Source organism: Haloferax volcanii DS2 (genome assembly GCF_000025685.1).
Classification (GTDB): Archaea; Halobacteriota; Halobacteria; order Halobacteriales; family Haloferacaceae; genus Haloferax; species Haloferax volcanii.
In genome coordinates, this window is record NC_013967.1 from 997,378 (window position 1) to 1,009,570 (window position 12,193).

The 12,193-nt window shown below is 69.4% G+C and carries 15 protein-coding genes; 2 read left to right on the plus strand and 13 right to left on the minus strand.

Translation table 11 applies throughout. From position 1 onward, the window contains the following. Positions 1–169: 169 nt before the first annotated feature. From psmA to dapA, 11 genes are all read right to left on the minus strand, one after another. The gene (psmA, locus tag HVO_RS09940) at positions 170–928 is read right to left on the minus strand and encodes an archaeal proteasome endopeptidase complex subunit alpha (RefSeq protein ID WP_004043847.1); all 759 of its coding nucleotides are present in this window, start codon (positions 926–928) and stop codon (positions 170–172) included. A 6-nt stretch (positions 929–934) separates the two neighbouring features. Next, complete coding sequence (locus HVO_RS09945) at positions 935–1,414, minus strand: Rpp14/Pop5 family protein (protein ID WP_004043846.1); 480 nt, start codon at positions 1,412–1,414, stop codon at positions 935–937. Positions 1,415–1,423: 9 nt separating this feature from the next. After that, complete coding sequence (locus HVO_RS09950; RefSeq protein WP_004043845.1) at positions 1,424–2,050, minus strand: class I SAM-dependent methyltransferase; 627 nt, start codon at positions 2,048–2,050, stop codon at positions 1,424–1,426. Beyond that, a complete protein-coding gene (locus HVO_RS09955; protein ID WP_004043844.1) occupies positions 2,034–2,729 on the minus strand; it encodes an RNase P subunit p30 family protein in 696 nt (231 codons plus the stop codon). Before HVO_RS09955 ends, HVO_RS09950 begins: the two co-directional genes overlap by 17 nt. 138 nt (positions 2,730–2,867) lie before the next feature. Then, entirely contained in the window at positions 2,868–3,422 is a 555-nt protein-coding gene (locus HVO_RS09960; RefSeq protein WP_004043843.1) for a BGTF surface domain-containing protein, read from the minus strand. 50 nt (positions 3,423–3,472) lie between these two features. Next, on the minus strand, positions 3,473–4,570 hold the full coding sequence (locus tag HVO_RS09965) for a M20 family metallopeptidase (protein WP_004043842.1): 1,098 nt from the start codon (positions 4,568–4,570) through the stop codon (positions 3,473–3,475). Further along, positions 4,567–5,433 (minus strand): diaminopimelate epimerase, encoded by an 867-nt coding sequence (gene dapF, locus HVO_RS09970; protein WP_004043841.1) that lies wholly within the window; start codon positions 5,431–5,433, stop codon positions 4,567–4,569. The genes HVO_RS09965 and dapF overlap by 4 nt, the downstream gene beginning before the upstream one ends. Positions 5,434–5,453: 20 nt before the next feature. Further along, positions 5,454–6,701, minus strand: a complete 1,248-nt coding sequence (lysA, locus tag HVO_RS09975) for a diaminopimelate decarboxylase (protein ID WP_004043840.1) — start codon at positions 6,699–6,701, stop codon at positions 5,454–5,456. Beyond that, positions 6,698–7,540, minus strand: coding sequence for a 2,3,4,5-tetrahydropyridine-2,6-dicarboxylate N-succinyltransferase (locus HVO_RS09980; protein WP_004043839.1), 843 nt, complete (start codon positions 7,538–7,540; stop codon positions 6,698–6,700). The genes lysA and HVO_RS09980 overlap by 4 nt, the downstream gene beginning before the upstream one ends. Further along, positions 7,537–8,298 carry a 4-hydroxy-tetrahydrodipicolinate reductase gene (gene dapB / locus HVO_RS09985; protein WP_004043838.1) on the minus strand — a complete coding sequence of 254 codons (762 nt, stop codon included), beginning with the start codon at positions 8,296–8,298 and terminating at the stop codon, positions 7,537–7,539. Before dapB ends, HVO_RS09980 begins: the two co-directional genes overlap by 4 nt. Beyond that, entirely contained in the window at positions 8,295–9,212 is a 918-nt protein-coding gene (gene dapA, locus HVO_RS09990) for a 4-hydroxy-tetrahydrodipicolinate synthase (protein WP_004043837.1), read from the minus strand. Before dapA ends, dapB begins: the two co-directional genes overlap by 4 nt. Positions 9,213–9,602: 390 nt before the next feature. Between dapA and HVO_RS09995 the strand changes: the two genes are divergently transcribed. Continuing rightward, positions 9,603–10,100 (plus strand): LabA-like NYN domain-containing protein, encoded by a 498-nt coding sequence (locus tag HVO_RS09995; RefSeq protein WP_004043836.1) that lies wholly within the window; start codon positions 9,603–9,605, stop codon positions 10,098–10,100. A 9-nt stretch (positions 10,101–10,109) separates the two neighbouring features. Here HVO_RS09995 and HVO_RS10000 read toward each other — a convergent pair whose 3' ends face one another. Both HVO_RS10000 and HVO_RS20905 read right to left on the minus strand, forming a co-directional pair. After that, entirely contained in the window at positions 10,110–11,030 is a 921-nt protein-coding gene (locus HVO_RS10000; RefSeq protein WP_004043835.1) for a DUF7847 domain-containing protein, read from the minus strand. Between the two features lie 87 nt (positions 11,031–11,117). Next, positions 11,118–11,285 (minus strand): hypothetical protein, encoded by a 168-nt coding sequence (locus HVO_RS20905; RefSeq protein ID WP_013035237.1) that lies wholly within the window; start codon positions 11,283–11,285, stop codon positions 11,118–11,120. 118 nt (positions 11,286–11,403) lie between these two features. Here HVO_RS20905 and HVO_RS10005 point away from each other — a divergent pair, with 118 nt between their 5' ends. Further along, entirely contained in the window at positions 11,404–11,883 is a 480-nt protein-coding gene (locus tag HVO_RS10005) for a PUA domain-containing protein (RefSeq protein WP_004043833.1), read from the plus strand. Positions 11,884–12,193 lie beyond the last annotated feature (310 nt).

The window sequence follows — 12,193 nt, forward strand, 5'->3', positions numbered from 1 at the left end:
TTTCCTTCCGTCCGGGTCTGTTTTCATCCCATCCAGCGTCTCGCTTGCACCCATGAGCGACCGTGAGCGACGCGACCGCTCCGCCCGCCGCGTCCGAGCAGACGGCGCAGTCGCTCGGGGGATGGGAGTCGAAGAAGAACGCGCGAGAACGGGAACCGCGGGACGCGGTTTACTCTTCGGTCTGTTCGTCGTCCTCGGTCGCCAACAGGTCGTTGGCTTCGAGGTAGCTCTCGATTTCGTCGTTAGACAGCTCGACGAAGCGCTCCGTCTCCGCGGAGACGGTCGCCACGTCGACGCCGTCGGGCGCGGTGCCCTCGTCGCTGGTCGAGGCGATGGCCTCCAGCGCGAGTTCGATACCCTCGTCGAGGGTCAGGTCGTCGCGGAAGTTCTCTTCGAGGTGCTCTTGGTGGTCGCCGCGGTCGGCCCCGATGGAGACGGCCTTCCACTCGTAGGGGGTCCCCGAGGGGTCGGTCTCGTAGAGGCGGGGGGTACCGTTTTCGACGCCGCCGATGAGGAGCGCGACGCCGAACGGGCGCGCGCCGCCGACCTGCGTGTACTGCTGGATGTGGTCGGTGACTTCCTTGGTCAGCGTCTCGATGCCGATGGGTTCGCCGTAGCGGAGGCGGTTGACCTGTGACTGGCGGCGGGCGAAGTCGATGAGCTGACGGGCGTCGGCGACGTGGCCGGCGCTCGCGATGCCGATGTGGTCGTCCGCCTTGTGAATCTTCTCGACGCTCGTCGGTTCCATCAGCGGCGAGCGAGAGCGCTTGTCCGCCGCGAGGACGACGCCCTCGGGCGTTCGCACGCCGATGCTCGCGGTGCCGCGCTTGACGGCCTCACGAGCGTATTCGACCTGATAGAGTCGACCATCCGGCGAGAAGATCGTAATCCCGCGGTCGTACGCCTGTTGTTGCGCTTGTCCCTGCATGGAATATCACTCGAAATCGAGTTGCGTCGCGCCCGTGAACCCGTCCGAACCGCGAACGTCGAAGAGGGAGTCGCGGACGACGGCGGTTCGGGAGTCGTTCTCGAACACGACGGTTCTCTCCTCGGAAATTCCGGCCCGGCCGTGTAAATACCTTTCCGAACAGGCACGCACTGTCCCCGAGACGCCTCGCACTCTCACCCCGACCGGGTCGCCGCCGACGGCGTCGATGCAGGCGAGTGCGGCCCGGGCGTCTTCGACGTGGCCGCGCCGGGCGCGGACGATGGTCTCGGCGACGCCGTCGGCGTAGTCGAACCCGAGAACGGTCAGGTCGGCGTCGGCGCTCCCGGCGTCGCCGTAGAGGTTCTGGGCGGCGTACCAGAGTTCGCGCTGGAACGGCCCGCGGGCGAGGTCGACGCCGGGCCACGTCTCGACCTCGACGGCGAGATATCGTCGTCGCGGCCGGAGGTGTTTGGGCAGGTGTTTCATCGGGTCAGTTCACTCGTCGGCGGTCGGCGCTCGCTCGGCGACGAGGACGCCCACCTGCTCGTGGACCGACTCGACGGCCGTGAGGACGAACCCGGCGTCCGTGAGCGCGTCGGCGAGGAAGCCGACGGTCGCGGGGTCGTCCACTTCGGGCGAGTAGAACGGCTCGTCGGGGTCGGGCGTGCCGAAGAACATCACGTCGCCGAGGACGAACCGCCGCGGTTCGAGGTCGGCGATGACGCCGATGGCCTCGCGTTTCTCCTCGTCGGAGAGGTGGTGCATGGCGAAGTTCGTCACCACGATGTCGATCTGCTCGTCGTCGCCCACGTTCGGGTCTCGGAACCGGCCCTCGTCGAACTCGACGTTCTCGATGCCGACTTCGGCGGCCTTGGTTCGGGCCTGTTCGAGCATCCCCTCGCTGATGTCGCGGCCGACGACGCGCTTCGCGTCGGGGGCGAGCGCGAGGGCGATAGCGCCCGTGCCGGTACCGAGGTCGAGCACCACGTCCTCGGGGGAGGGGTCGGCGTAGTGGACGACGAGCGAGACGCACGCGCGGTACTCGTCGCTGTCTTGGGAGTCGTCGTACTCCGCGGCGATGTGGGAAAAGCGGGCGGCGTGTTCCTCAATCGTCTTCTTCATACCGTCCCCGTTTGACGCCGGGGGCTATGAACGACTCGGACGTGTGCTCGCGGTTGCGCGCCGCGAGGTGACCCCACTCGCGGAGGCCGTCGAGCACCTGCTCGCGGTCGAAGCCGACGACCTCGCCCAGTCCCGCCAACTCGCGGGGGCTCCGCAGTTGGAGATGCGACGACGGGGTCGCGGAGACGACGTAGGGGGCGTCGTAGTACTCGACGAGTTCGCGGAGTTTCCGGAGCGCCGAGATGGCCTGCACGCGGGTCCCCCCGTCGCTTCGGAGCACCGGCCCGAAGTCGAACTCGACGCGGACGCCGTTGTCGCGGGCGGCCTTGGCGAGGACGTGGTTGAAGTTGCCTTCGCCCTCCATGGGGCGCGAGAGCACGTCCACTCGCGGCTGTTCGACGGCGAATCGGTTGAGCGCGTTCGTCCCCCCGCGGACGATGAGCAGTTCGCGCTGCGGGCGGTAGTTGCCGACCGCGCCGCTGGCTCGTTCCGGGTTGGACGCGTCGATTTCGACGGCGTCGACGACGTCCACGTCGAGCGCCTCGCGGAGGCGGTCGTAGTCGGGGCGGGCGTCGAGCGCGCGGACGACGACGCCGTCGTAGTCGTACCGCCCGGCGGCGACGGCGACGCGACTGACCGTACTCTCGCCGTCGGGGTGTGCGTAGACCGCCTCGTACATACGCCGACTCAGGTGCGGGTGGGAAAAGGGCGTTGCGTTCCGGAGCGACGGGGCGGCAGGACGGTGGGGTGGTCGGCGCGGCGGGGCGGTCGGCGCGGGCGAGCGAGCGGGTGAACTGGCGAACGCGGGACCGTGCGCTTAGAGGCCGCGAGCGGCGACGAACGACGCGACGAGGAGCGCGGCGACGCCAACTCCGGCACCGAAGCCGGGGACGTCGATTCCGGACGACGAATCGGCCGTCGTCGCGGTCGACGCGGACGTCGTTTCGGCCGTCGCGGCGTCGCGGATGTCGGGCGTGAGCGTCGAGTTCTCGGGCATATAGTACGTCACGAGCGTGGCGTTCTCCTCGTAGATCGGCTGTTGGTCCCGGCGAACCGAGACCTGCACCGGCCCGCCGCGGAGTTGGGCCATCTCCGAGAGGTCGAACGTTACGTCGAAGCTACCGTTTTCTCCGACGCGGACGGCCTTCGAGACGAGAAACGGATGGGTATCACCGACGGATTTCACGCGGACGCCGATGAGCGTCCCGGGCGCGAACGGGGTCGTCCCGTGGACGTGCTCGCCGTCGACCGCGTCGAGCGTGAGTCCGTCGCCCGCGTGGTCGATAGCGGTGCTGCTGTCGGCCGCGACGACGCCCGACAGCGAGAGCGCGACCACGACGAGGAGGACGACGACGAGGTGGGGAGGGCGCATCGTCCGAAACGTATCGTTCGGACAACAAGTACGTTTTGATTAATTAACAGTTAGGCGGTGAGCGCGGCGACGGCGGCGCGGAGCGCGGCGGCCGCGGTTCGCACGTCGTCGGTGCGCACGTACTCTCTGTCGGCGTGCGCGACCGCGCCCTCGTCGTCGGCGAGGTCGCCGGGACCGAAGACGGCGACGGGCGCGGGCGAGAAGTAGGAGGCCTCGGTCGCGGCCGTGAAGGGCCGGACGTCCGCCCGCCCGCCGGCGTCTCGGGAGGCCGCGGCGAGCGACGTCACGAGTTCGTGGTCGGGGTCGGTCGCGAACGCTTCGAGAAACGGGGTCGGGCGCTCCGTGAGCGCGAAGTCGACGCCAACGTCGTCGGGCACGGCGGCCCGGAGCGTCGATTCGAGTTCCTCGCGGAAGCCCTCGGCCGTCTCCGGCGGGACGCTCCGACGGTCGACCACGAGTCGGCAGTCCGCGGGCACCTGATTCGAGTTCGCCCCGCCGTCGACCATCGTCGGCGTCAGCGTCGCCGGACCGAGGTCGGGGTGCGCCTCGCGGTCGTCGTCGAACGACCGGAGCGCGTCGAGGACCGGTGCGAGCGCGTCCACGGCGTTGACGCCCGACTGCGGTTCGGCCGCGTGCGCGGCGACACCCGACAGCGACACCGTTCCCTCGAACCGGCCCTTCGCGGCCGTACAGACGTCGAGGCCGGTCGGCTCGCCGACGATGTACCTGTCGCCGTCGAGGTCGAGTTGGGCCGCGCCCGTCGAGAGGAGCTCCTCGTCGGGCGTGATGGCGAGCGTCACTCGGGCGTCGGGGCCGGGGTCGGCGGCGAAGAACGCTGAAAGCAGGGCCGCGAGTGGGCCCTTGGCATCGCAGGAGCCGCGGCCGTGGATGACGCCCTCGTCGCGGTCGTACGGGACGTGCGGCGAGACGGTGTCGATGTGCGTGTTGAGGACGAGGTGCGTCGCCGGCTCCGCCGCTCCCTTCGAGGCGACGGTGTTGCCGGCGTCGTCCACGGTCGGGTCGACGCCCTCGGCTTCGAGCGTCTCGACCAGCAGGTCGCGCATCTCGCCCACGTCGTCGTTCGACGCGACGGGGACGGCCCGTTCGAGGAACGCCACGGGGTCGAACCCGTCGGCGTCGCCGCTCATCGCTCGCGGAAGACGATGTCGGCTTCGCCGTCGCCCTCGTAGACGGCCGGGCCGCCGAGGAGCGCCGCGCCCTCGTCGGGGACGGTCACGGAGAGCGCGCCGCCCGGCGGGGTGACGGTCACGGGGTCGTCGCCGGAGACGCGCCCGAGGCGCTTCGCGGCCGCGACGACCGCGACCGCGCCGGTGCCGCAGGACTGCGTCTCGCCCTCGACGCCGCGCTCGAAGGTGCGCTGGCGGAAGCCGCCCTCGCCGTCGGGAGAGGCGAGCGTGACGTTCGCGCCCTCCGGGAACACCGACGCGTGGCGGACCGGCGGCGCGACCGATTCGAGGTCCACGTCGTCCACGTCGTCGACGAAGGCGACCGCGTGGGGGACGCCCGTGTTGACGGCCGTGACCGTCAGGCCCTCGACCTCGGTGTCGACGAGTTCGTCGTCGGACGCGAGCGGCACGTCGCGGGGCGCAAACGAGGGCGCGCCCATCTCGACGGTCACGTCGGTGCCGTCGAGGCTCGCGCGGCGGGTGCCGGCGGGCGTGTCAATCATGACTTCGTTCGTGCCGGTCCGCTCGGCGGCCCACGCGGCCGCGACGCGAGCGCCGTTGCCGCACATGGCGGCGACGGAGCCGTCGGGCTGGACGAGCGTCATGACGACCCGCGGCGGGTCGTAGCGCGATTCGAGCGCGAGAAACAGGACGCCGTCTGCGCCGCGTCGCTCGCTCTCGCTCAGGGTGATTCCGGCCTCGCGGTCGCAGTGGGTGCGCGCGAAGGCGGGGCGGTCCGGGACGGGGTCGTCTGCGTCGACGACGAAGAAGTCGTTTCCAGTGCCGTGGAACTTTTCGAAGGGAACGGTGTTGAGTACGCTCATGATTCTGTGTGGGTGCTTGGTCAGTTGGGGATGTGCTCGGATGCGGTTCGTTCGAGTGCGGTGACGTCGTGGAGGGTCTCGCGCCGGCGGGCCAGTCGGGGGCCGTCGGCGTCGAGGACGACTTCCGGGGGGCGCGGACGAGAGTTGTAGGTGCTCGCCATCTCGTAGCCGTACGCCCCCGCGTTGCCGAGCGCGAGACAGTCGCCGCGCTCGGGGTCGGGGAGGTCGCGGCCGTCCGCGAACACGTCGCTCGTCTCGCAGACGGGGCCCGCGACGATGGTCGAAACCGGGTCGGCGTCGGGCCGAGAGAGGTTCGAAATCGCGTGGTACGCGTCGTACATCGCCGGTCGGAGCAGCGTCGTCATACCGGCGTCGATGCCGACGACGGTCGTCTCGGGGACCTCCTTCACGGTGTTGACCCGCGAGAGGAGCACGCCCGCGTCGGCGACGACGTAACGGCCGGGTTCGACTGCGAGTTGTGCGTCCACCTCGCCGAGCGCCTCGCGGGTGGCGTCGGCGACGGCGGCGAGGTCGAGCGGCGGTTCGTCCTCGCGGTAGGGGACGCCGAAGCCGCCGCCCACGTCCACGAATTCGAGGCCGCCGACCTCGCGGGCGAGGTCGCCCATCCGGCGGACCAACTCGCGGTGCGCCGAGAGGTCGTCGCCGGAGATACCGCTTCCCGCGTGGGCGTGGACGCCGACGAGGTCGAACTCCTCGCGCACGTCGGCGGCGAGGTCGGGAACGCGGTCGATGGGGATGCCGAACTTCGCGTGCCCGCCGGTCGTGACCTTCTCGTGGTGGCCCGCGCCGACGCCGGGGTTCGCCCGGAGGCAGAGCCGACCGTCGAAGCCGCGCTCGCGCAGGCGGTCGATGGTGTCGGCCGCGCCGACCGTGACGGTCATCTCGGGGTTCGACTCCCAGCGCGAGACGACGTGGTCGAGGTCGGCGTCCGGCGGGTTGACCGCCGTGTACCGGACGCGCTCGCCGGGGAAGCCGGCGTCGAGGGCGCGCTCGACCTCGCCCGCGGAGGCGCACTCGGCGTCGACGCCGGCCTCGCGGACGGTTTCGAGCACCGCCCGCCCGGCGTGGGCCTTGACGGCGTAGCTGACGTGCGCTTCGGGGAACGCCTCGCGGAGTCGCAGACAGTTCTCGCGGACGCGACGGAGGTCGGTCACGTACAGCGGCGACCCGAACTCGCCGGCGAGCGACAGCAGGTGCTCGCGGTCCCAGTCCGAGAGCCGCCGGACGGCCGGCCCGCCGCCGCTCATTCGCGCAGCGCCTCCTCCCGACGGGTCGCGTCGAGGGTGTCGTCCTCGATGTCGAGGGCGACGACCGCGGGCTTGTACGCGCCGCCGGCAAAGAGGTCGTGGTCACCGAGCGACGACTCCACGAAGCGCGTGAAGGCGCGGCGGTTCGCGGGCAGGTGGCCGTAGTAAATCTCCTCGTCAACGAGGTCGTAGACGGGGATGCGAGGCGTGAGAAGCGTGTTCTCGCCGACGATGGAGTTCTCGCCGACGACGAAGCCGGAGGTGACCCGACAGCCCGCGCCGAGCGCCGCGCCGTCTTCGACGACGACCGGCGCATCTTCGACGGGTTCGAGCACACCGCCGATGAGCGTGTTCGCGCCGAGCTTGACGTTCGCGCCGATTTGCGCGCAGGAGCCGACGGTGTCACAGGAGTCCACGAGCGTGCCGTCGCCGACGTGCGCGCCGACGTTCACGAACGAGGGGCTCATCATGATGCAGTCGGAGCCGAGGTACGCGCCGCGGCGGATGGCGGTCCCGTCCGGGGTGTTGCGCGTGCCGCGGTCGCCGAGGTCCTCGGTGTCGCGCAGGGGGAGCACGTCGTGATAGCGGACGTCGCCGTACTCGCGGGCGAGCGTCTCGCGCAGGCCGAAGTTGAGCAGGATGCCCCGCTTGACCCACTCGTTTGCCTCCCACGAGGTCACGTCGGAGCCGGTCTTCTCGGCGGCGCGCACCTCGCCCGCCTCGAGGGCGTCGAGGAACGCGTCCAGCGTGTCGAGTTCGTCGCCGGTAGCTGATTCGGCGTCGACGTCGCCGTCGTCGTATCGCTGCCACAGGTCTCGTACGTCGGATTCCAGATTCATTCGAGTACCTCGGTGAAGTCGTACCACCCGGCGTCGCGGTCGGCGAGCCACGCCGCGGCGTCGAGTGCGCCAGCGGCGAAGACCCCCCGCGACCCCGCGCGGTGCGTGAGTGAAAGAGACTCGTGATTTCCAGCCAGTAATACTTCGTGCTCACCGGCAATATCCCCCGCCCGGCGAGCGTGGACGCCGACTTCGCCTTCGGACCGGGGCGCGTCGCCCTCGCGGCCGTGGACGCGCTCGGAGTCGCCACGCACGTCGTCGATGTCGTCCAAGAGGGTCAGCGCCGTCCCGCTCGGGGCGTCGCGCTTGGCGTTGTGGTGCGTCTCGGTGAGTTCGATGTCGTAGCCGTCGAGGGCCGGAACCGCCTCGCGGACGGCTCGCCGGAGCGCCGCGATGCCGCGCGAGAAGTTCGAGGCGTACAGCACCGGGGCCTCGGACGCGGCCTCGCGGAGCGCGTCGAAGCCGCCCTCGCTCAGGCCGGTCGTGCCGGTGACGAAGGCGACGCCCGCCGCCGCGCAGGCCGACGCGTACTCGATGCAGGACGCCGGGCCGGTGAAGTCGACGACGACATCTGGCTCGTGCGAGGCGAGCAGGTCCGCGAAGTCGGCCGCGTCTTCGACGGCGACGCCTTCGACCACGTCGCCGGGCGAGCGACTGACCGCGAAAGCGACCGAGAGGTCGTCGCGGTCGGCGGCCGCGGCGAGGACTTCGCCACCCATGCGACCGGTCGCGCCGGTGACGCCGACGGAGACCGTCACTCGCCCGCACCTCCGTCCGGAATCGCCTGTTCCGCTTCGAGGTCCGACAGCAGGCGACGCAGTTCCTCGGTGTTCTCCTCGGTGAGGCGGGTGAGCGGCGGGCGCAGGCGCGCCGGGCCGTAGCCCCGAATCTCCATGGCCTCCTTGACCGGGATGGGGTTCGTCTCGGAGAACAGGTGGCGGTTCAGCGGGGCGAGGTCGTGGTGGATGTCGCGGGCGCGCTCGTAGTCGCCTTGTAGCGCCGAGTGGACTATCGCGCCGACGCGAGCGGGTTCGACGTTCGCCGTGACCGAGATGGCCCCGACGCCGCCGACAGAGAGCGTCGGGAGCGTGAGCGCGTCGTCGCCCGACAGCACCGCGAACTGCTCGTCGCGGGTCCGCTCGACGACCTCCGAAATCTGGCCGAGGTCGCCGCTTGCGGCCTTGTAGCCGGTGATATTCGGGTGCTCTGCGAGCGTCGCGGCCGTCTCGGGCAGGATGTTGCTCCCGGTGCGGCCGGGGACGTTGTAGACGATTTGCGGCAGGTCGATTTCGTCGGCGATGGTCCGGTAGTGGTCGACGAGTCCGGCCTGCTCGGGCTTGTTGTAGTACGGCGAGATGAGGAGCAGCGCGTCGGCCCCGGCGTCGGCGGAGCGCCGGGAGAGTTCCAGCGCCTCGCGGGTCGAGTTCGACCCGGAGCCGGCGATGACGGGCACCTCCTCGACGGCCTCGACGGCGGCTTCGACGACCTCGACGTGTTCGTCGTGAGTGAGCGTCGCGGACTCGCCGGTCGAGCCGACGGGCACGACGCCGTCGACGCCGGCTTCTTCGAGGCGTCGCACGTCGGCCTGGAACTGTTCGAAGTCGATACTGCCGTCCTCGTGGAACGGCGTGGTCATCGCGGGATAGACGCCGCAGAAGTCGAATGATGTCATGTGTCGTTGGTGGTTGTGGTGACGGTCGCGGAAGCGTTGATACGGTCGTGTGACCGGAACGTGCGTCAGCCGAAGGCCGCCCGAGACGGGGTCGCTACTCCCGCAACGAGCGATTCAGTACGCACGTTTTTTCGAAAAGAAAGCGGCACGCGACGCTGTCGAAGGTGTGGTGACCTGCGAGGGCCGCGTCGCGTCGTTCACACCGGATGCAGGTGCTGGAAACGTAATATAACTTGCGTCGTCTGCAGGACCTGCCGGACCCGACGGGCGGGCTGAGGCACGAATCGCGGCGCTCTCCGTCCGGTTTCCGACCGCGACGGTGGACGCCCGTCCGCCGCGCCCCCGTCTCCCCGGACGGTTATTAGCCCGCGCCGCCCAAGCGTCGTACGAATGACTGAGATTCACCCCGACCAACGCGTCGCCATCCTCGCAGACGCGCAGAACCTCTACCACACGGCACAGAGCCTCTACTCGCGGAACATCGACTACTCGTCGCTCCTCCAGAAGGGGACGGCGGGCCGCGCGCTCACCCGCGCCATCGCCTACGTCATCCGGGCGGATTCGCCCGACGAGGTGAGCTTTTTCGATGCACTCGTCGACATCGGTTTCGAGACGAAAATCAAGGATATCAAGACGTTCGGTGACGGCTCGAAGAAGGCCGACTGGGACCTCGGCATCGCGCTCGACGCGGTCAGCCTCGCCGACCACGTGGACACGGTCGTCCTCTGTTCGGGCGACGGCGACTTCGAACGACTCTGTACGCACCTCCGCCACGAGGGCGTCCGCGTCGAGGTGATGGCGTTCAAGGAGTCCACCGCCGAGGAACTCGTCGCGGCGGCGGACACGTTCATCGACCTGTCGGAGCGAAAAGAGACGTTCCTGCTGTAATTCCGCCGACTACTCGAACTGCGGAATCGCCGCGTCGCCGTCGATGTCGGGGCCGGCCGTCCCGGTCGGTCCGTCGGTCCCCGCGTCGTGAGCCTCGAAGAAGGCGACCGCGTAGGTGTACTGGAACGCCGCGAGAATCGTCTGCGTCGCTATCGAGAGGACGGCGATAGCGGCGATTTCCATCGGCGCGAAGCCGACCCCGGCCTGCGCCACCGCCGGGTTCGCCGCGTCCTGGACCTGCTGGACGCTCTGGAACGACACAAAGAGGATGACGCCCGTGGCGGGGATGCTGACGACGAGACCGACCACGAACCGGATGACGGAGTAGCCGAGCGTGGGGACGACGTTGTGTCGGACGAGCCGATAGCTCTCGCCGAACGACTCGACGGGGCCCTTGTCGCCGACGACGACCGCGACCGGGTAGAACTGAATGAGGAAGCTGACGACGAGGTACACCAGTCCGAGGAGGCCCAGGACGGCGATGCCGACCAGGAAGCCGCCGCCGAGGGCGAGATTGGAGACGTCGCCACCGCTGGCTGCGAGACCGCCGAGACCGAGCGAGACGGCCACGGCGACCACGATGATGACGAACACGATGCCGAAGGCGAGGACGATGCCGAGTTGGACGAAGTTCGCCAGGAGCACCGAGACGTACTTCTCGCGGCCGACGGCCGTGAGCGTCGACAGCGAGGTCGAGCCACTGCCCCCGCGGCCGACCGCCTCGTCGGCCATGCCGTAGAGACCGGCGGCGACGAACGGCGTGACGAAGAACGTCACCGCCATGAGGATGGTCGGAACGAACGGTATCTGCGCCAACTGCGTGGCGAGTTGCGGGAGCGTGATGAGACCCAAGGCGAGACTGCCGAGGAACAACACCGGGTTCGACCGGATGCCTCGGAGGGCGGTCTGGAGGGAGCTAATCGCAGCCATAGTTCGACCTGTCGATGCGACAATACGTAAAACGGGAGGGTCGAGACGCCGGCGTAGTCGGGGCGCGGCCGGCCCGCGAGTGGGATATCAGGCCGTCGGCGTCGCCAGTCGAGCGACGGTCGCAACCGCGCCGAGCGCTGCGATGGCGGCGAGCACCGTCGGGAGCCGCCAGTCGAGCGCCGTCTGCGTGAGAAGCACGCTGCTCGCGAGCAGCAGCACGGTTCCCACGGCGGCGAGTCGAACGTCCACAGACATACTCTGAGGGCGGTCAGTCCCGTACTTAGGGCTTTTCGTCTCGAACGGGTGTGGTAGCTCGGCGCACGCGGTCGGCCGGGACCGCGACCCACTTTAGCCGGCGGGGCAAAGGGCGGGTATGACCGAAGGCCACGCGACCGATTTGGACGACCTCCGGGTCGTCGCCGACTACCAGTTCGGGGCCGGTGCGGGCGACGCGCTGTTCCCGGCCGACGCAGACATCGAACTCTCCCGCTCGCGGAGCGGCCGCCCGCGACAGGTGTACGTCGAGGGCGACCGCGTCACCTCCTACGGCACCGACGGCCGGTTCACCCTCGGCGTCGCCGGCGGCCGCCGCCTCTACGACGACCTCGACGGCGACGCCTACGTCGTCCGCGTCGGCGACGAGTCGGTTCCGTTCGTCCGCGACGGCAAGAACGCCTTCGCCAAGTTCGTCACCGACGCCGACCCGGCGGTTCGCTCGGGCGACGAGGTGTGCGTCGTCGGCCCCGACGGCGACCTGCTGGGCGTCGGTCGCGCGGAACTCTCCGCAGACGCGATGCTCGACTTTCAGACGGGGATGGCGGTTCGCGTCCGCGAGGGCGCGGACGAAGAGTGAGGTGAAACCGGGGAACTCGGGCGGTACGTTTCTGTTGGGGTTCTAGAGAGGTGGGAGAGATGGCGTGCGAGACGTAGAGGGTGAGTTCAGCACGACAAAGAGGCTCTACCCACAGACAACGTTCTAAACCTCTCGTTCAGTTGGGGTCCGTATCAACTACCGTCTTAGCGTACTGATTTTCGCCCAAATCGGTTCAATAATGTTACCTGATTGGGGAGTCATGATTCTCTATGGCTTCTGGGCGCTACCCTCGTATCACGGTTACAGAAGGCCCCCAACCCATCAAGAAACCCTTCCAGCTCAGTATGGA

Excerpts from the sequence above, each read along its gene's own strand:
- psmA (WP_004043847.1), bottom strand. The coding sequence starts at position 928 with ATGCAGGGACAAGCGCAACAACAGGCGTACGACCGCGGGATTACGATC.
- HVO_RS09945 (WP_004043846.1), bottom strand. The coding sequence starts at position 1,414 with ATGAAACACCTGCCCAAACACCTCCGGCCGCGACGACGATATCTCGCC.
- HVO_RS09950 (WP_004043845.1), bottom strand. The coding sequence starts at position 2,050 with ATGAAGAAGACGATTGAGGAACACGCCGCCCGCTTTTCCCACATCGCC.
- HVO_RS09955 (WP_004043844.1), bottom strand. The coding sequence starts at position 2,729 with ATGTACGAGGCGGTCTACGCACACCCCGACGGCGAGAGTACGGTCAGT.
- HVO_RS09960 (WP_004043843.1), bottom strand. The coding sequence starts at position 3,422 with ATGCGCCCTCCCCACCTCGTCGTCGTCCTCCTCGTCGTGGTCGCGCTC.
- HVO_RS09965 (WP_004043842.1), bottom strand. The coding sequence starts at position 4,570 with ATGAGCGGCGACGCCGACGGGTTCGACCCCGTGGCGTTCCTCGAACGG.
- dapF (WP_004043841.1), bottom strand. The coding sequence starts at position 5,433 with ATGAGCGTACTCAACACCGTTCCCTTCGAAAAGTTCCACGGCACTGGA.
- lysA (WP_004043840.1), bottom strand. The coding sequence starts at position 6,701 with ATGAGCGGCGGCGGGCCGGCCGTCCGGCGGCTCTCGGACTGGGACCGC.
- HVO_RS09980 (WP_004043839.1), bottom strand. The coding sequence starts at position 7,540 with ATGAATCTGGAATCCGACGTACGAGACCTGTGGCAGCGATACGACGAC.
- dapA (WP_004043837.1), bottom strand. The coding sequence starts at position 9,212 with ATGACATCATTCGACTTCTGCGGCGTCTATCCCGCGATGACCACGCCG.
- HVO_RS09995 (WP_004043836.1), top strand. The coding sequence starts at position 9,603 with ATGACTGAGATTCACCCCGACCAACGCGTCGCCATCCTCGCAGACGCG.
- HVO_RS10000 (WP_004043835.1), bottom strand. The coding sequence starts at position 11,030 with ATGGCTGCGATTAGCTCCCTCCAGACCGCCCTCCGAGGCATCCGGTCG.
- HVO_RS20905 (WP_013035237.1), bottom strand. The coding sequence starts at position 11,285 with ATGTCTGTGGACGTTCGACTCGCCGCCGTGGGAACCGTGCTGCTGCTC.
- HVO_RS10005 (WP_004043833.1), top strand. The coding sequence starts at position 11,404 with ATGACCGAAGGCCACGCGACCGATTTGGACGACCTCCGGGTCGTCGCC.